This window comes from Hymenobacter sp. IS2118, from assembly GCF_000715495.1.
In the GTDB taxonomy this organism is placed as follows: domain Bacteria; phylum Bacteroidota; class Bacteroidia; order Cytophagales; family Hymenobacteraceae; genus Hymenobacter.
The window spans coordinates 38155-55639 of the sequence record NZ_JNLX01000047.1 but is presented as its reverse complement, the minus strand read 5'-3'; the positions used below and the strand labels follow the sequence as shown (position 1 = coordinate 55639).

The following is a 17485-nucleotide window of genomic DNA, read 5'->3' as shown; positions in this document are numbered from 1 at the left end:
TAGTAAGTAAAAGGCCGTTCCTGATTGCAGGAACGGCTTTTTTGCTGTTTGGCTTGCGAGGTGGATTACTTAACTACCACCTTTTCGAGTTGCAGCGCGGCTGATTTTTTGCTGGGCCGGCTGACGCCGATGATTGTTTTTTCACCCAGCCACACGGTGAAGTCTTTCACGTAAGCCAGCTGCTGGTCGGCTGCTACGTTTAGTTTTAGGCGTTCGGGCTGGCTTACCACACCGGTTTGGGCATTGACGAGCCGCAGGTAGAGGTCCGATTTCTTATTAATGGTTTCGAGGGTGAGCAGCTGCACGGTATTGCCGAAAACCGCCGCCCGGAAGCCAATGCCCGTGTACGCATCTACGGCCGGGGCTTTTTGGGCTTTGGCTATAATGCTGTGCCAAGTGGGCTGCCCAAATTCGTTGTAGCCGAACACATGCAGCTCGCGGGCGTGCACGGGCGAAGCCTCGCCGCCTTCTTCGTAATGTTTCTCGGCGATTACCACCAGTTGCTTTTCGGCAGTCAGCAGCAGCTCGCCCAAGTACACATCTTCGAGGCGTTTTACCGCAACTCCATTTGCCTTGTTCACTTCGGCTAAATAGGCAGGGGTGAAGCGAACTTCCGGCGAAAACTTCATGTCGCCGGTGCCGCTAAAATCGTATTTCACCACCTTGAGGCTGTAGTATTCGCCGGTTTCGTAGTCGGCGCACAAAGCCGCTGCATACAGGCTGCCATCGTTTAATACCTTGAACTTGGCATCGCGAATGGTGATGGCCCGACCCCCAAAAGTGCCACCCACGGGCACTCCCAGTACTTTAATCTCGGGGGATTTATCGGCGGGGTAGCGCCGAACGGTTAGCTTTTTCATCTTGTCACTTATCATCGTGACGTACTGCGTACCATCGTTGGCAACGTGTACTGCAGGAGAAAAAAAGTCGCCCTGGTCACGGAAATCGTAGGTTTTTTCCTGAAGCTTGGCCAGGCTTTGGTCGAACAGCGTGGCGGCGATGCTTTTCACCTGCGCGCCTTGTGTGAGGTAGCGGAAGGCCAACAGCCGGTTGCCATCGGGCGAAATAGAAACACCGAGTCGGCGGTCGCGGGCCGGCGCTGTCATCACTACTTTGTCTTGGCCCTTCTGGCCGGTTTCCAGGTTTATGGAGATTACGCTCAGGTTTTGGCTGCTTTCGCCTTTTTGGTGCAGAACGACCAATGTCTGCTGCGTCCCGCGGCCAAAAGCTTCCAGCGTTTGACCTTCACCCACTGGAATAGTGGCACTCCATTGCTTCTTGAGCTCGGCATCGTAGCGTTCAACGGCATAGCCGCCCGCGCTCTGATGCGCCAGAATCACAAAGCTTGACCCATCGGCCAGCGGGAGCGTTTTTTGCGGCACCCGCATATCGTAGCGGTCCGGGCCCGGTTCGGGCAGGTAGCTGAAGGGGGCGGACTTTACTTTCTGGGCCATGCTCGGGATGGCGCATCCCCCTACTGCCCAACTGAGCAGGCCAACCAATAATGCACGATGCAACATAGAACGCGGGTGTAGTTAACTCTTCGGAATAAATCTCAGAAATTTCTTAACACTCAAAAGTACCGGTTTTGAAGCGTTGAAGCATTTATCGGAGCCTATTGGCAACTGTTGTTGCGGGGGAGAGTAGAAAAAATTATTCTAAGCATAACACTAATCCTGTCACTTCCGTAGAGGGAGCCCGTTTACTTCGTGTCGGATTTGGGGCGCTCAATCGGCCCACGGTCCGGCTGCGATTTAACCCGCTCAGTCACTGGCAAACAAGGTTTGATGATATTTTTTCATCATTTTGACAAGTTTTTCTACTACTTAGTAGGTTCAGGCGTACCTTTGTCAGGCAATAAAGTTTTATATTATGAAATCACTTCTCAAGTTTAGCCTCTTATCTGCCCTCATTATTGTTGGCAAAATTGCAAAGCAACCCACTACGGCGGCCGTCGCTCAAACTATTCAGCCGACTGCTTTGCCTGATACCTCAGTTATTTTTATAAACCAGGTTATTCCATTCGAGCCTGCTAAGCAAAACCACGAAAAAGGCAACGTCCAGCAATCCCGCGTTGGTCTTGTGGCCAATCTGTTTTAGTCGATAGCGTTATTATTTATTCCCGCACTGCCTTTCCCAGCGCTTTCATTTAGCTGATTCGGCTCCAATTCACAGCAGTTGCGGGCAAGCTCTCGATGTGGCGCCGAATGTTCCCGTTAGTGGGGCTTTCCAGGTTGGGGTCTTCGCTTAGTATGGTTTGAGCGGCGGCGCGGCTTTCGCTCAGAATACGGCCATCTTTGGCCAAGTCGGCAATCAGCAAGTCGAGGACGCCACTTTGTTGGGTTCCCATCAGGTCGCCCGGTCCACGTAGTTTCAGGTCAATGTCGGCGATTTCGAAGCCATTGTTGGTGCGCACCATGGTTTCGAGCCGGGTGCGGGCGTCCTTGCTCAGCTTAAAGCCCGACATCAGAATGCAATAGCTTTGGTCGGCCCCACGGCCCACGCGCCCGCGCAGCTGGTGCAGCTGTGAGAGCCCAAACCGCTCCGCCGATTCGATGACCATCACCGAGGCATTGGGCACGTTCACGCCCACCTCAATCACGGTGGTCGCCACCATAATCTGGGTTTCCTTGTTGATGAAGCGCTGCATCTCGTAGTCCTTCTCCTCGGCCTTCATGCGTCCGTGCACGATGCTGATTTGGAACTCCGGGAAGGCGCGCGACACGCTTTCGTAGCCGTCGGTCAGGTCCTTGTAGTCCATCGTTTCCGACTCTTCAATCAGCGGGTATACGAGGTAAGCCTGCCGCCCGAGCTTCACTTGGTCGCGAATAAACTCGAACACTTTCAGGCGGTTGGCATCGTAGCGATGCACGGTCACGATGGGCTTACGGCCGGCCGGTAGCTCGTCAATCACGCTCACGTCCAGGTCGCCATACAGCGTCATGGCCAGCGTGCGCGGAATGGGCGTGGCCGTCATCACCAGCACGTGCGGAATGACGTGGGGGTTTTTCTGCCACAGCTTGGAGCGCTGCGCCACGCCAAAGCGGTGCTGCTCGTCCATAATGGTCAGGCCCAGGTTGCGGAACTGCACCACGTCTTCGAGCAGGGCGTGGGTGCCTACCAGCATGTGCATGGTTCCGTTGCGCAGCGCTTCGTGCAGCACGCGCCGCTCGGCGGTGCGCGTGCTGCCCGTGAGTTTGCCAATGTGAATGCCCAGGGCATCGGCGTACACCTTCAGGCCGGTGTAATGCTGGTCGGCCAGGATTTCGGTGGGGGCCATGATGCAGCTTTGCGCCCCGTTGTCGGCCGCCATGAGCATCGAAATAAAGGCCACGATGGTTTTGCCCGAGCCCACGTCGCCCTGCAGCAGCCGGTTCATCTGCTGGCCGGTGCAGAAGTCCTTGTAAATGTCGTGGATAACACGTTTTTGCGCCCCTGTCAAGTCAAAGCTGAGGTGGTTTTTATAGAAATCTACCAGCGTGGGCACTTGGTTGAATATCTGGCCGGCCAGCGTCACCTTGCGCTGGTCGCGCTGCCGCAGCAGCTTGAGCTGTACGTAAAAAAGCTCCTCAAACTTCAGCCGGAACTGGGCCGCGGCCAGTAGTTCCGGGCTCTGTGGGAAGTGAATCTGCTGTAGGGCCTGGGGCTTGCTCATCAGGGCGTACTGCTCAATCAGGGCCGGCGACAGCGACTCTGTGATGTGCGATTGGGCCAGCTTCAGCATCTCCGCCACCATGCGCATGATGGCCTTGCTATCGATGCGGTGGTAGTTTTTAAGCTTTTCGGAAGTGTTGTACACCGGTTGCAGAAAGCTTTGGCCGGGCTTGGCTTCGGTTACCTCCTCCAGTTCCGGATGCGCCATCTGGGGCCGCCCGTTGAACATCGTTGGCTTACCAAAAACGATGTACTCCTGGTTGTTTTTAGTGTACTGCTGCACCCATTTCACGCCCTTGAACCACACCAGCTCCAGCTCGCCGGTACCATCGCCAACCTTGGCCGTGAGCCGCTGCTTGGGCCCTTCGCCAATCAGCTCCTTGTTGCGCAGCATGCCTTTCACCTGCACGTAAGGCAGGTCGTCGTGCAAGTCGGCCACGTTGTACACCTGAGTCCGGTCGAGGTAGCGGAATGGGTAGCGCTGAATCAGGTCGCCGTAGGTGAACAACCCCAATTCTTTGCCCAGCACTTGGGCGCGCTGGGTGCTGCCCACCGAGCGCAGAAATTCAAGCCGGGTATTGAAGAAATTACTCATTCTTCGCTTGCTATTTGTATTTCAGGGTGTTGAGCATCCGCACCATATCCTCTTTCACGTATTCAATCACCGGTGCCAGCGAGTCGTTGGCCGTGGCCGTGCGGAAGTACAGCGCTCCGCGCAGGAAGTGTTTGGTGCTATCCGTGGTGTAAAACTGGAACTGGCTGGGCACCTCACCCTGCAGCTCAAACACCGAAGCGCGGATGCCGCTCGGCGTCTTCAAAATCCGCTCGTCAATGGCCGTGGCCTTTATTTCGTGCTTGCCGGTAAGCTTTCGCGCGTCTTCCATCATCTTATTATAGAGACGGCGGTCGCGCTGCACGTCCATATAAGTAATCTGCACGTTGGCGTTCAGCTTCGGGTAATACACATTCAGCCAGTGCTGCTGCGCTCTGGAAGACGAATCCCGTTTTATGACGGCCTGCTTGGAATATTCGAAGGAATACGGATGGTCGCCGGGCAAAAGCTGGTACTGGTGAGGCGGCAAATCGATGCGGTTATAGCCCTTGGGCTTAGGCGTAAAATCCGGGGCCGACGAGCAGCCCGCCAGCAAGGCCAGCGCCGCTACCAAAGAAAGATTTTTCAGGGTTATTACCACGTTTTTGCTGCTAAATAAGACGCCGTCGCCACGTCGGGTTGCGTCAGGTATCAAAGGTAACCGCTGGTCTCGTGCCATCCGCAACGCAAAAAGCTCCCGCCTGGTGCCGATAACAACACTGCTGAGCCACCGATTCTGGCGAAACCCCCAGGTTTCGCAGCTTTGGTCAACTGCGCTTGGGCACTTTGGACCCAGCCAAGACCGATGCCTCACCAAAGAAAAAGGCCACTCGACTGAGTGGCCTTTTCTTATTTTGAAAGTTAGGCCTGCAGCCCACAAACCCGGGAAACCCGGATAACAAGCCCAAATCCGTTATTCAGAACGGCAACTGGTCCAGCTCCGGCTCCTGACGGAAGCTCTGCTGGGGCTCGGCTGCTACCGGGCCATTGGCTTCGGTGCCAGTGCCAGCGGCATTTTGTGGCCGCCCGCCTAGCATCGAAATTTCATCAGCGATGATTTCCGTAATGTACCGGGTTTGCTGGTCTTTGTCCTGATACTGGCGGGTGCGAAGTTTGCCTTCGATGTACACCTGCTGACCCTTTTTCAAAAGCTTGTCAGCCATATCGGCCAGCCCACGCCACGCCGAAATGTTGTGCCATTCGGTGCGTTCCACGCGGTTGCCTTGCTTGTCTTTGTAATACTCATTGGTAGCAAGGGTGAAGTGCGCTACGCTCACGCCGCCTTCCAAATGCCGCACTTCCGGGTCTTTACCCAGATTGCCCACCAATATTACTTTGTTTACTCCGGCCATATTACTGCACGTTAGGAAATAAGAATTCGAAAGAGCCACCCGGCTTTTCTTGCCTTAAAGATAAGGCATTATATTCATGGCTGCTAATTTTTTACTAAAAATAAAAGCATAAATAGCTAATTTAAATGGCAGGCCTTCTAATAACCATGCTGGCTGCAATAATTAGCAATCAGCTTAGGCTTGGGCAGCGCCTCAATCTCATCGGTTGAATAAGCCTGTAGCCCTAAATCACGAAGGGCAGAAGCTGGCAGCGGCTGGGTTAGCGTCAGGGGATGGAACCGCACTTCCAGCTTTTGGTGGCTGAGAATGTGGCGGTAAGCCGGGCTGGGCTCGGCAGCCTGGCTGGCGTCGAGGTGCGCGCCCAATGCCTCGAGGTGGTGCAGGAGTTCGGCTGGGGGCAGTGCCGGCACTGTGGTTTCGGCCAGAGCAAAGTCGTAGAGGCCCTGCCAGATGTCTTTTTCCCGTCGCTCGCGCAGGTAGGTTTGCTCGCCGTGGCGCAGCACGAAGTAGTGAAAATAACGGGTGCGCGAAGCCTTGGCCTTGCTCTTCACCGGTAGCAGCGCCACCTGCCCGTGCTGGAACGCCCAGCACGGGCTTTGCAAAGGGCAAAACAGGCAGTCGGGCTTCAGCGGCGTACACTGGAGGGCCCCAAACTCCATGATGGCCTGGTTGAACTCGGCTGGCGTACTGGCGGGAATGTGCTGGTCGGCCAGGGCCTGGAACTCCTTGCGCGAGCTGGGCGCGGCAATATCCGAGTGCAGCCCAAAAATGCGGGCTAGCACGCGATACACATTGCCGTCGAGCACGGCCACGGCTTCATCAAAGGCAAAAGAGGCAATGGCGGCCGCAGTGTAGGGCCCCACGCCGCGCAGCCGCAGCAAACCGGCATAGGTGCCGGGAAACCGCCCGCCGAACTCATTTACCACCTGCTGGGCGGTGTGGTGCATGTTGCGGGCCCGGGAATAATATCCCAGCCCCTGCCAGTAGCGGAGTACTTCCGCCTCGGGCGCGGCCGCCAGCTGCTGCACTGTGGGGTAGGCGCTGAGAAAGGTTTCGTAGTAGGGGAGGCCCTGGGCTACCCGCGTCTGCTGCAGAATTACCTCCGACAGCCAGATGGCGTAGGGGTCGCGGGTGTGGCGCCACGGCAGGTCCCGCTGATGACGCGGGTACCAGCTGAGGAGGGCCGCCGCCAGAAAGGAAGGGCGGGGAGTTGCGTTGGTCAAAATTTTGAAAGCGAATAATTTGAGTCCAGAACTTGTTTAAGTGTTCTGGTTGGTAAAACAAAAAAAGGGGGCTACCTTTGTGGCCCCAATTCAAGGGCGAACCGCTTACCGGGCAAGGGCTTACGCTGGAATGCGGGAATTTTTTGCCTAAAACTGTATTTTTTTTAACCACATAAGGACCATACCAACGTGACTAAAGCTGAGGTAATCGCCGAAATCTCCACCAAGACCGGCATCGAGAAAGCAGATGTATTGATGACTGTTGAAGCTTTCTTCAAAGTCGTGAAAGACTCAATGACGGAAGGCCACAATATTTACGTGCGCGGCTTTGGCTCGTTCGTAAATAAGAAGCGTGCCCGTAAAGTAGCCCGCAATATTTCGAAAAATACGTCGCTCATCATCGAAGAGCACTACATCCCGAGCTTCAAGCCATCGAAGACTTTCGTAGCTAAGATTAAGAACAGCAAAAAGGTGAAAGCCGTTACGGCAAAAGCCTAAATTATCGAGCTAATCGAGCAGCGAAAAGGTGCGCAGTAGCCCGGCTACTGAACACTTAGGTGGGTTGGTAGTGTTACGCATTCGGGTAACCAACTAGGTCCCACACTGCTTTCCATCAGATAATGAATTACCGGCCGCGCCGCCGGTGTCTTTTCCTTCAGGAAAAGCCCGGCGGCCGGTTCTTTTCAGCCTATGGCCACTATTAGTTCTGCTTCTCATCAATTGGTTGTCCTCGCTACCGCACTCGCGCTGGTTGGGGGCTTATACGTGTTGCCAAAAGGCATTCTAAAACCAAAGGAGAGTCGTTCGGAACTGAATAGTGACGCTGCCAAAACAGCTAATAGGGATGGTGGCGGTTCCAAAGCTGGGGCTTCTTCGGGTCCGGTATCGGCAGCTGCCACCGGAAACAACGGTGAACACTCCGCTGATGACGGGCACGACCACGGCCCTGCTGCTCCGGAAGCAGCTCCACATACCACCGCCACGGCTGCCCAACGGCAGGAGCTGGCGCGTTTGCTGAAGGAATACAAAGCCGCGCCTACTGCGGCTGCGCAATCGGCCGTGGCCATCACTTTGGCCCGGCGCTACGAAAGCGTAGAGCGGTTCGACAGCGCGGGCTTCTACTTGGAGCAAGTGGCCTTGGCCAGTCCTAGTGCCAGCAATTGGCAGCGGGCAGCCGATGCCTACTTCCAGGCGTTTAGCTTTGCGGCGTCGGACGAGCGGGTGAAACTGCTGGGCGGCAAGTCCCGGGAGCTTTACGGCAAAGTGCTGCAAAAAGAGCCGGGCAACCTCGATGCTAAAACCAACCTCGGTATGGCCTACATGGCTTCCGAGGACCCCGTGCAGGGCGTAACCATCCTGCGCGAAGTGCTGGCAGCAGACCCCCGCAATGAGAAGGCCCTCTACAATATGGGCATTCTGGCGGTGCAAAGCAACCAGTTCGATAAAGCCGTGACTCGTTTCCAGGATTTGGTGAAAGTCAACCCGAAGAACGTGAACGGACAGTTTTACCTTGGCGTCACCCTGGCCCGCACCGGCGCCAAGGAAGCCGCCAAGGCGGCCTTCCTCACTGCCAAAAGCCTGAGCCCCGACCCGGCTCTGGCTGCTTCGGTAGACGAAGAAGTGGCCAAATTGAAATAGTAGTTAGGTCCTCATTGGCGGTTGTTAGTTAGTTTTAACCACAATTCGATGAGTCTGACAACTAAAATCAAGGACTAACAACTAAACATCACCAACTTAACCCCCAAGCATCATGCCCTGCGGTAAAAAAAGAAAGCGTCATAAAATTGCTACTCACAAGCGCAAGAAGCGCCTGCGCAAGAACCGCCACAAGAAGAAGTAAGCCTCACGGGGCGTAGCGGTGGCCGGCAGTTTTCCTAACGGGAAAGGAGCCAGTTGCCTATCTCTCACGTAGCCTCCTGAGTGTGGCCGCGTTGGGTGCTTTTCCCGTGGCTCGCGAGGGAAGCCAGAACCATTGGTTCTGGCTTCCCTTTGCCGGTTTCGGGGTAGTGCTGCGGTTATATTGGGGTTGGTTACTTTAATTAAATAAAGGCTTTGAGTAATGAATTAGTCATTAATTCTACTCAGGAAGGCGAGCGAATTGCGTTGTTGCAGGACAAGCGGTTAATTGAATACCATTTTGACCGCAACGACACTAATTACTCCGTAGGCGACATCTTCCTGGGCACCGTGAAAAAGGTGATGCCCGGCTTGAACGCGGCATTTGTAGACATTGGCTACGAAAAAGACGCGTTTTTGCATTACGGCGACCTTGGTGAGCAGTATAACTCCTTCACCAAGTGGGTTCGGACGGTACAGAGCGGCCGGGCCGGCGTGGCGGGCCTGGAGAACTTTACATTTGAGCCACCCCTCGAAAAAGTGGGTAAGGCAGAGAGTGTATTCAAAAAAGGGCAGCAGTTGGTGGTGCAAATCATCAAAGAACCCATTTCGACCAAAGGACCCCGCGTAAGCACCGACATTTCGATGGCCGGCCGCTACCTCGTGCTGATGCCGTTTTCGAATACCATCAGCGTCAGCAAGAAAATTGTGAGTAAGGCGGAACGTGACCGTCTTAAGCGACTCATTGCCAGTATTAAGCCTGTCAATTTTGGTGTCATTATCCGCACTGTGGCGGAGGGGCGCGAGGTGGCCGAGCTGGACAAGGACATGCAGGACATGGTGGCCAAGTGGGAGCAGCTGTACAGCACGCTGCGCACGGCCAAGCCGAACGACAAAGTGCTGGGCGAGTTGGGCCGCACTTCGTCGATGCTCCGCGATATGCTGAACGAGTCGTTCGACAGCATCCTGGTGGACGCCCCGACGATGTACGATGAGATGCGCGACTACCTGCAGAAAATTGCGCCTGATAAGTTGGGCTTGCTAAAGCTGCATAACTCAAAAATTAAGGTTTTCGAGCAGACGGGCATTGAGAAACAGCTCAAAACGCTGTTTGGCAAGACTGTGACCGTGCCCGGCGGCGGCTACCTCGTTATCGAGCACACCGAAGCCCTGCACGTTATCGACGTAAACTCGGGCAGCAAGAGCAACCAAGAGAACGACCAGGAGGCCACGGCCCTCATGATTAATCTGTTGGCAGCTAAGGAAGTAGCCCGGCAGCTTCGGCTGCGCGACATGGGCGGTATCATCGTTATTGACTTCATCGACATGCGCTCGGCCGAGAGCCGCAAGAAGGTGGAAGACACGGTGCGCGACGTGATGAAGCTCGACAAAGCCAAATACACCGTGCTGCCCATCACCAAGTTCGGGCTGATGCAAATCACGCGGCAGCGCGTGCGGCCCGCCGAGAACATCGTAACCGGCGAAGTGTGCCCCACCTGTGGCGGCACCGGCAAAATTTCGGCCTCCATTCAGGTTACCGATGATATTGACAACAGCATCGATGACTTGCTGGTGAACCAAAACCAGTCGGGCATTACGCTGTCCGTGCACCCGTTCCTGTATGCGTATTATACCAAAGGGCTGATTTCACGCCAGATGAAGTGGTACCTCAAGTATTACAAATGGGTGAAAGTGGTGAATGACAGTAGTCTGGGGCTGACCGATTATCGTATTGAGGACGAGCGGGGCGAAGAAATTCAACTGCGCTCCTCAGCCGCAGCCATGAGCCGTTTGCAGGACCGCGAAGTGGAGATTGTAGACTAAGCGGTTACAACAAAAAGAAGCCCCGCCCTTTGCAGCATTGCAAGGACGGGGCTTCTTTTTGTTCCGGCTGTGAGCCAGCTTCGGGCCCTAGAACTTAATGCCCAAGTCTAAGGCTACGGAACTGTTTTTAATGGTGATGTCTTTGAAATCGCGCGTCTTCTCAAAGTAGCGGTCAATGTCGACCAGACCGCGGTTGTAGCTGATGCCACTGAAGACTTTGGTGCTTTTTCCCAACTGGTACTCAACTCCAAGAGCGACCAAGGCATCGGCATCGAAAAACAAGACATGGTCGTTGGCTTTGGATTCGTTGCCAGTAGCCGGGTCGGTGTAGAATTTGCTGCTGTTGATGCGGGTGCCGATGGGCACGTTTAGTGAGCCGCCCACCTGAAAGTAGAGGCGCGTGGCCGGCGCAAGCTCATTGGTGAAAAGCTTCACCGTGAGGGGTGCTTGCAGGTACTGAATATTGAACTTCTGCGTTTCGGTAAAAGGCTGGCCTGTAACGCCACCTGAAACGTCCCGGTAGCTGATGGTGCCACCTTTGCCCGCCAGCAGCAAGCCTGTACTAAATGCATAGTTTTCGCCAAAAAAGTAGTCAACTACCAAACCGCCGCCGAAGCCGAACTGGCTGCCATCGCTCTTGAAAGCCCTGTCGCTGGGCGACTCGGCCCGTAGGCTGTTGATGGAGGGCGTGATTTTCAGGCCGATTTCAATTTGAGCCGAGGCCGTGGTGACGGAAGCCGCAAGGACCAATAGGGCGAGGAATATTTTTTTCATAGAAAGCAGATTTGACCATTGCATTCGGCAACTACCGACGGACAATGGGTTTTGGCTAATTTTACCCCAAAGTAACGCGCGTGAAGAAGAATAATTTTGCCTGGCGGCGCTGGCTGCCCTTGTTTTTTGCCCTTAGCTTCGGGCTGGGTGCCTGCAAGAGCGGCCCCGCCGACGGCTGCCGGACCGATGCTGCTGCCGATGCCCCGGCCGTGTCCGTGCGCGTGACACATCTGGAAACGCAGTTCTTCAAAATAAAATCGCCGGCTGATGCCCAGCGGTTTATGGCGGCTAATCCGGCGTTTGCTCGGTACTACCTGCAGCGGCAGCCGGCAAATGAACAGCAGCTGGCCACGAAACTGGCCCAACTGGCTTCCAACGATGCCTTGCAGCAATTGGGCCGCGAAACGGCTGCCGCCTTCCCGGACAGCGCCGCACTTTCGCACGACCTGAGCGAGCTGTTTCGCCGAGTTCATTTCTACTTTCCTGATTTTAAAGCGCCGCCGGCCGTAACATACGTGAGCGGGTTTTTGAACAAGGACATCTATGTGAACGATAGTTTGTTGGTGCTGAGCCTGGACTGGTTTGCTGGCCCCAAAGCCAGCAAGCGTCCCGATCTGCCGCAGTACATGCTGCGCCGCTACACGCCGCCCGGTCTTGTGCCGTTGCTGGCCCAGAACATATCCACTAAATACAACCGCCACGAGCTGACGGCCAACACCATGCTCGATGCCATGGTAAACGCTGGCAAGTCGCTATATTTTGCCAGCCAAGTGCTGCCCTGCACCCCGGATTCGCTGCTGCTGGGCTACACCAGCCGCGAAATGGCGGGCCTGGAAGCCAACGAGCCACGGGTATGGGGCCATTTCCTTGAAAAAGAGCTGTTGTACTCCACCACGCCTTTTTTGGTGCAGAAGTACGTGGGCGAACGTCCCAACGTGCCCGAAATCGACAAAACCTGCCCCGGCCGGGTGGGCCAGTGGGTGGGCCTGCAAATTATTCGCAAGTACGTGGCTACGCACCCCAACGTAAGCCTGAGCCGCCTGATGGAGGAGAAGGATGCCCAACGCATTCTTAACGAGTCGCACTACCGGCCCAAAAATGACTGAGGTAGCTCCCGCATGCACATCGCCGTTTTTAGCCAGTACCACACCAACCCCGACTGCCCGGCTACCAGCAGGCACTACACCCTGCTGGCCCACATTGCCAAAACGCACCGCGTAACGCTGCTGACCACACCGGCCTGGAAGGGCCAGCAGCTCACGCAGGAATTTCCCTGGGTGCCAGCCGGCGTGGAAATTCGCGAAGCGCCGGTGCCCTACCACAACAAAATGGGCGTGGCCCGACGCGCGCTTGCATTTGCTCACTACGCGGCTTGGGCCGTACGTGAGGGCCTGAAAATCGACCGGCCGGACGTCATTTGGGGTATCAGTACGCCCCTGACGGCGGCTTGGGCGGCGGCGCAGGTAGCGCGCTGGCGCCGGGTGCCGTGGGTATTTGAGGTGCAGGATTTGTGGCCGTCGTTTCCCATTGCCATGGGGGCGGTGCCCACGGCGCTGGCGCGGCAGCAGCTCTACCATTTGGAAAAGCGGCTTTACAGCAGCGCCCGCCATATTATGCCGCTCTCGCCGGACATGGCGCGCTACGTGACCGATTTAGGCATTGAACCGAAGAAAGTGACGACGGTTCTCAATGGTACCGATGTGGAACTGGCGGCGCAGGCCACGCCGGAAGTGGTGGCGGCTTTGCGTCGGGAGCAACGCTTAGAGGGCAAGCGGATTATCCTCTACGCCGGCACTTTTGGGCGGGCCAATGACATTCCTACCTTGGTAGCGGCTGCCGAAAGCATGGCGGCAGCGGCGACTAATGCGGTGTGGCTGTTTTTGGGGCACGGCTATTTTGAGCCCTTGATTGCGGCGGCGGCGGCGCGCTGGCCGGGCCGTATCCGGCTGGTGGGCGGGCAGGCGCGGCACGAGGTGTTCGGCTGGTTTGCGCTGGCGGAGGTTTCGGTGGTGTCGTTTTTGGGTTTGCCGGTGCTGGATTCCAATTCGCCGGCTAAGCTCTACGATTCCCTGGTGGTCAGCACGCCGGTTATCGTGACTAACCAGGGCTGGACGAAGGCTTTGGTGGAGCAGCACGGTTGCGGCTGGTACGTGCCCGCTGGCGATGCGCCGGCGCTGGCCGCCAGGCTGCACGAATTGCTGGCCCAGCCCACCGCGATGGCCGCCGCCGGGGCAAAAGGCAAGGCATTGGCATTGGAAAAATTTGACCGCCAGCAGCTCGCTCAAAAAGTGCAGCAGGTGCTGGAGGCGGCGGCGGAAAAAGCCTGACGACGCAGCAATGTTCTACCGTATATCATACAGCTTTTAGCGTCTGATATTGCTGCGCTAGTGCCGTGCTGCTTGGATTTGGGTTCAGGTATAAAAAGGATAAAAGTGCCTTCTGTGTCGTCAGAATGGGCTCTTAGGCCGAGGCTTTGCCGAATGTTTTTTCGAAATAGGCGCAACTGGGTGCCAAGGGGCAAATGCTGCATTTGGGCGTGCGCGCCACGCAGGTGTAGCGGCCGTGCAAAATCAGCCAATGATGCGCCTTGGCAATGGCGGCCTGCGGAATGTGCCGAACCAGTCCTTTTTCTACGGCGAGCGGCGTGGTGGCAGTTTTGGGCACGAGGCCGAGGCGGTGCGAAACCCGGAACACGTGCGTATCTACGGCCATGGCGGGCTGGTTGTAGATGACGGAAGCCACCACATTGGCCGTTTTGCGGCCCACACCCGGCAGGCGCTGCAATTCCTCAATCTGGCTGGGAACTTCGCCCCCGAATTCCTGGGTGAGCATGCGGCCCAACCCGGCCAGGTGCTTGGCCTTATTGTTAGGGTAGGAAACGCTGCGAATGAACGGGAAAATGTCTTCGGCGGCGGCGGCGCCCAGGTGCGCGGCCGTAGGAAACTGCTCCAACAGGGCAGGCATCACCTGGTTCACGCGCTTATCGGTGCATTGCGCGCTCAGCACCACGGCCACAATCAGCTCGTACGGATTGCCGTAGGCCAGCTCGGTTTTGGGCTCCGGAAAGTTGGTGGTGAAGTAGTCGAGGAAGTACTGAAAACGGTCGGCGCGGCGCATGGCGGGAGGTGGCGGCAAAATAACTGCCATCCCCGACGCAGCGAAGGCCGGAAATAGTGCGCCCGGACAATGCAAATGCGTTGGCCGGGCTACATATCTCAGGGTCTTCGCTGCGCCCGGAATGGCAGGAACAGGAAACCAAAAGGATTTAAGACTTGGCTAAGAAGGTGCGCGAATAGCGCAAAATGGCCTCGGAGGTTTGGGGCCGGGGCTCGCAACGTACGCCGTCGAGAGCTCGCTGGGCCAAAAGGAGGTCGGCGCACGTGGAAGCCAAATCCGGGTCGTGCTGCAAGGCCTCCTCTACCTCGCGCTGCCTTTCAGGAGGCAATTCGTTGTACACATACTGGAGGAGTGTCGAATGGGGTAAAGTTTGAATCATAATGGAGAGTGTTTGCAGACATCTTCTTCCGTAGGTTTATCAGCGCGTAGCGCATGCGGCCCAATGCCGTGTTGATGCTGACGCCGGTTGCGTCGGCAATTTCCTGAAAGCTCATATCGCCATAATGGCGCATGAGCAATACTTCTTTTTGGGCGGCTGGCAGTTCCTGAATTAACGCCCGCAGGTGGGTGTGGGTTTCTTCGCGGGCCAGAATATCTTCCGGACCGTCGTCGGTAATGGTGAGCGTACTGACCAGCCGCTCGTTGTCGGTAAGGCTGATGTGCGGCGCCCGCTTTTCGCGCCGGAACGAGTCGATGGCCAGGTTGTGAGCAATGCGGCAAATCCAGGGAGCGAACTTGCCTTCTTCGTTGTAGCGGCCACTTTTGAGGGTGTGGATGGCCTTGATGAACGTGTCCTGCAACAAGTCCTCCGCCAGGTCCTCGTCGCGCACGATGAGCAGAATGGTGGTGTAGGCACGGCTCCGATGACGCTCCAAGAGTAGGGCGAAGGCGGATTCCTGGCCGGCCAGGTAGAGCGAAATGAGCGCGGAGTCGCTAGGTTGCAAGAGGTCCATAAAGGGCTACGGATAAGGAGAACGTAGAGCTTTAGGCCAATAGTATGCAGTTAGCTGAAAAAAAGGAGGAGGCAACGACCCGGCGGAATATTCTCTGCTGGAATTGAACCAAATGTAGAGGAATCAACCGCACATCCGCAATAGGTACGAATCAAAAAATGACAAAATCTTTTTGCGAGCCTGAGGCAACGTTCTCAAAAGACCACGGTAGCCGCCTTTTTTAATAAAAAGGCAAATAAAATATTTCCGTAAAAGGTGCAATTGCCTGCGAACGCAGTCCGGATGGTTACTGCGCCAGCCACTGGTAAGCCGCCGCCTCGTCGGTGAAGATAGCCGTGTAATAGCCCTGGTTGGGGCGCTGGTTGCTGCTGATGGTGGCCACGGAGCTGGCCGTTTGCGCCTGTATGGCCCGCAATGGCGAAACCAGAAAGGCCATGCGCACCGGCGCAGTATAGCGCTGGGGAAGCAGGGCAAAGAAATCTGTTTCGAGCCAGTCGGCCAACTTGGGGCTGGTCAGCTCTTCGCGGCGGCGCAGGTCGAGCAGCCAGCGCCAGCAGCCGTGTTCGTCGGCCGTAGCCAGCACGGCAAAGTAGCCTTCTTTTAGCTCCTGGGCCGTGATTTCGCGCTGCCAGCGGGCCACGATGGCCGGCAGGTCGGGGCGAGGTGATATTTCGAGGCCAAAAGCTACCATAAGCCGGGAAGAGAAAGGGCAACAAGTACGGGCTTGCAATGTAGGGGAAAGCCGCCCGCTGACCTAACCGCCCGTCGCCGCCAGTCTTACCTTTGCGCTCCGTCGTCGCAGCGGCGGCTATTTGTGCTCCATGCTCCCTTCCAACCCTGCTGATTCTCCTTCGCCCCACGACCCTTACGCGGCGCTGCGCCTACCCGATTTCCGCCGCCTGGTGTCGGCCCGAACTCTGCTCACGGTGGCCACGCGGGTGCAGGGCCTGGTGGTGAGCTGGCAGATATTCAAGCTCACCAACAACCCGCTGGCCCTGGGCCTGATTGGGCTTTCGGAAGCCGTGCCCAGCATCGTGGTGTCGCTTTATGCGGGCTACGTGGCCGATTCGGTGCGGCGTAAAAATATTGTGGTGGCGGCCCTGGTCGTGCTGCTGCTATGCGCGGCGGCGCTGGCGTGGTTTGCCAGTCCGTATGGCATCGGCTTGTTGGCGAAAGATTCGCTCTACACGATTCCGCTCTACGGCGTGATTTTCGTGAGCGGCATCGCGCGCGGCTTCATGGGGCCCGCGCTGTTCTCGTTCATGCCCCAGCTGCTGCCCGACCGGGCCTTTTTGCCCAATGCCATCACCTGGAACAGCACCACTTACCAAGGCTCGGCGGTACTGGGGCCGGCCATTGGCGGGTACCTGATTGCGCACCTGGGCGTGGCCGATTCCTACCTCGTCACCACGGTGCTGCTGGGGCTGGCGCTGTTCCAGTTCGCCCGGATTGCCGGCCGGCCCTTGCCGCCCACGGAGGGCGAGCGGCTCAAACTGAAAGACAGCGTGCTGAGTGGCCTGCGGTTTATATTTAGCAACCAGCTGGTGCTCGCGGCTTTGTCGCTGGATATGTTCGCGGTGCTTTTTGGTGGGGCAGTGGCGTTGCTGCCCGTTTTTGCGGCCGATATTCTCAAAGTGGGTGCCACCGGATTCGGCCATCTGGAGGCTGCGCCAGCGGTGGGCTCGGTGCTGATGGCCGTGCTCTTGACCTATTTCCCCCTGCAACGGCACGCGGGCCGCAAGCTGCTGTGGGCCGTGGCCGGGTTTGGCGCGGCTACCATTGGGTTCGCGCTGTCCAAAAACTTCTACCTGTCGCTAGGGCTCCTGTTTCTGACGGGCGTGTTCGATTCCGTCTCGGTCATCGTGCGCTCCACCCTCATTCACACCTTCACCCCGGAGTATATGAAGGGCCGGGTGTCAGCAGTGAACAATATTTTCATCGGTTCCAGCAACGAGATTGGCGCTTTCGAGAGCGGCGTCGCGGCCCGGCTGATGGGTACGGTGCGGTCGGTAGTATTCGGCGGTGTGATGACGCTATTGGTGGTAGTCGTCACCACCTGGCGGGCCGATAAGCTCCGCGAGCTGGAAATGGGCAAAAAAGAGCCAGTCGATTGATGGGCTAAAAGACTTGTTCCCAAAAAAGCAAAATCGACGGTCATGC

The 17485-nt window shown here is 56.7% G+C and carries 16 protein-coding genes; 7 read left to right on the top strand and 9 right to left on the bottom strand.

Annotation, left to right across the window (positions count from 1 at the left end):
* Window positions 1–65: 65 nt before the first annotated feature.
* Entirely contained in the window at window positions 66–1454 is a 1389-nt protein-coding gene (locus GM79_RS02850) for a hypothetical protein (RefSeq protein WP_035558908.1), read from the bottom strand.
* 418 nt (window positions 1455–1872) lie between these two features.
* Between GM79_RS02850 and GM79_RS02845 the strand changes: the two genes are divergently transcribed.
* Window positions 1873–2100: a hypothetical protein gene (locus GM79_RS02845; protein WP_035558903.1), complete on the top strand. Its 228-nt coding sequence runs from the start codon at window positions 1873–1875 to the stop codon at window positions 2098–2100.
* A 49-nt stretch (window positions 2101–2149) separates the two neighbouring features.
* Here GM79_RS02845 and recG read toward each other — a convergent pair whose 3' ends face one another.
* From recG to mutY, 4 genes are all read right to left on the bottom strand, one after another.
* A complete protein-coding gene (recG, locus tag GM79_RS02840; RefSeq protein WP_035558900.1) occupies window positions 2150–4249 on the bottom strand; it encodes an ATP-dependent DNA helicase RecG in 2100 nt (699 codons plus the stop codon).
* Between the two features lie 10 nt (window positions 4250–4259).
* Complete coding sequence (gene gldD / locus GM79_RS02835; protein WP_316930097.1) at window positions 4260–4901, bottom strand: gliding motility lipoprotein GldD; 642 nt, start codon at window positions 4899–4901, stop codon at window positions 4260–4262.
* Window positions 4902–5163: 262 nt separating this feature from the next.
* Window positions 5164–5598 (bottom strand): single-stranded DNA-binding protein, encoded by a 435-nt coding sequence (locus GM79_RS02830; protein ID WP_035558897.1) that lies wholly within the window; start codon window positions 5596–5598, stop codon window positions 5164–5166.
* Window positions 5599–5735: 137 nt separating this feature from the next.
* Window positions 5736–6821, bottom strand: a complete 1086-nt coding sequence (mutY, locus tag GM79_RS02825; protein WP_035558894.1) for an A/G-specific adenine glycosylase — start codon at window positions 6819–6821, stop codon at window positions 5736–5738.
* A 189-nt stretch (window positions 6822–7010) separates the two neighbouring features.
* Here mutY and GM79_RS02820 point away from each other — a divergent pair, with 189 nt between their 5' ends.
* From GM79_RS02820 to GM79_RS02810, 3 genes are all read left to right on the top strand, one after another.
* Complete coding sequence (locus GM79_RS02820) at window positions 7011–7319, top strand: HU family DNA-binding protein (RefSeq protein WP_035558892.1); 309 nt, start codon at window positions 7011–7013, stop codon at window positions 7317–7319.
* A gap of 267 nt (window positions 7320–7586) precedes the next feature.
* Window positions 7587–8459 carry a tetratricopeptide repeat protein gene (locus GM79_RS02815; protein ID WP_161787106.1) on the top strand — a complete coding sequence of 291 codons (873 nt, stop codon included), beginning with the start codon at window positions 7587–7589 and terminating at the stop codon, window positions 8457–8459.
* Between the two features lie 414 nt (window positions 8460–8873).
* Window positions 8874–10481, top strand: a complete 1608-nt coding sequence (locus GM79_RS02810; protein WP_072008512.1) for a ribonuclease E/G — start codon at window positions 8874–8876, stop codon at window positions 10479–10481.
* Window positions 10482–10568: 87 nt separating this feature from the next.
* Here GM79_RS02810 and GM79_RS02805 read toward each other — a convergent pair whose 3' ends face one another.
* Complete coding sequence (locus GM79_RS02805) at window positions 10569–11255, bottom strand: porin family protein (protein ID WP_035558885.1); 687 nt, start codon at window positions 11253–11255, stop codon at window positions 10569–10571.
* Window positions 11256–11335: 80 nt separating this feature from the next.
* Here GM79_RS02805 and GM79_RS02800 point away from each other — a divergent pair, with 80 nt between their 5' ends.
* Window positions 11336–12361 carry a hypothetical protein gene (locus GM79_RS02800; protein ID WP_051718420.1) on the top strand — a complete coding sequence of 342 codons (1026 nt, stop codon included), beginning with the start codon at window positions 11336–11338 and terminating at the stop codon, window positions 12359–12361.
* A gap of 12 nt (window positions 12362–12373) precedes the next feature.
* A complete protein-coding gene (locus GM79_RS02795) occupies window positions 12374–13582 on the top strand; it encodes a glycosyltransferase family 4 protein (RefSeq protein ID WP_035558882.1) in 1209 nt (402 codons plus the stop codon).
* A 133-nt stretch (window positions 13583–13715) separates the two neighbouring features.
* On the opposite strand, the gene nth is transcribed toward GM79_RS02795, so the two are convergent.
* From nth to GM79_RS02780, 3 genes are all read right to left on the bottom strand, one after another.
* On the bottom strand, window positions 13716–14372 hold the full coding sequence (gene nth, locus GM79_RS02790; protein ID WP_035558879.1) for an endonuclease III: 657 nt from the start codon (window positions 14370–14372) through the stop codon (window positions 13716–13718).
* Window positions 14373–14689: 317 nt separating this feature from the next.
* Window positions 14690–15325 (bottom strand): RNA polymerase sigma factor, encoded by a 636-nt coding sequence (locus GM79_RS02785; protein WP_035558876.1) that lies wholly within the window; start codon window positions 15323–15325, stop codon window positions 14690–14692.
* A 286-nt stretch (window positions 15326–15611) separates the two neighbouring features.
* Complete coding sequence (locus tag GM79_RS02780) at window positions 15612–16016, bottom strand: hypothetical protein (RefSeq protein ID WP_035558873.1); 405 nt, start codon at window positions 16014–16016, stop codon at window positions 15612–15614.
* Between the two features lie 130 nt (window positions 16017–16146).
* Between GM79_RS02780 and GM79_RS02775 the strand changes: the two genes are divergently transcribed.
* Window positions 16147–17439, top strand: coding sequence for an MFS transporter (locus GM79_RS02775; protein ID WP_081867520.1), 1293 nt, complete (start codon window positions 16147–16149; stop codon window positions 17437–17439).
* Window positions 17440–17485: the final 46 nt, after the last annotated feature.

What these genes read in the sequence shown, in the direction of transcription:
- GM79_RS02805 (WP_035558885.1), bottom strand. Translation starts at nt 11,255, where the DNA reads ATGAAAAAAATATTCCTCGCCCTATTGGTCCTTGCGGCTTCCGTCACC.
- nth (WP_035558879.1), bottom strand. Translation starts at nt 14,372, where the DNA reads ATGCGCCGCGCCGACCGTTTTCAGTACTTCCTCGACTACTTCACCACC.
- GM79_RS02830 (WP_035558897.1), bottom strand. Translation starts at nt 5,598, where the DNA reads ATGGCCGGAGTAAACAAAGTAATATTGGTGGGCAATCTGGGTAAAGAC.
- GM79_RS02780 (WP_035558873.1), bottom strand. Translation starts at nt 16,016, where the DNA reads ATGGTAGCTTTTGGCCTCGAAATATCACCTCGCCCCGACCTGCCGGCC.
- GM79_RS02795 (WP_035558882.1), top strand. Translation starts at nt 12,374, where the DNA reads ATGCACATCGCCGTTTTTAGCCAGTACCACACCAACCCCGACTGCCCG.
- GM79_RS02845 (WP_035558903.1), top strand. Translation starts at nt 1,873, where the DNA reads ATGAAATCACTTCTCAAGTTTAGCCTCTTATCTGCCCTCATTATTGTT.
- recG (WP_035558900.1), bottom strand. Translation starts at nt 4,249, where the DNA reads ATGAGTAATTTCTTCAATACCCGGCTTGAATTTCTGCGCTCGGTGGGC.
- GM79_RS02785 (WP_035558876.1), bottom strand. Translation starts at nt 15,325, where the DNA reads ATGGACCTCTTGCAACCTAGCGACTCCGCGCTCATTTCGCTCTACCTG.
- GM79_RS02850 (WP_035558908.1), bottom strand. Translation starts at nt 1,454, where the DNA reads ATGGCCCAGAAAGTAAAGTCCGCCCCCTTCAGCTACCTGCCCGAACCG.
- GM79_RS02775 (WP_081867520.1), top strand. Translation starts at nt 16,147, where the DNA reads ATGCTCCCTTCCAACCCTGCTGATTCTCCTTCGCCCCACGACCCTTAC.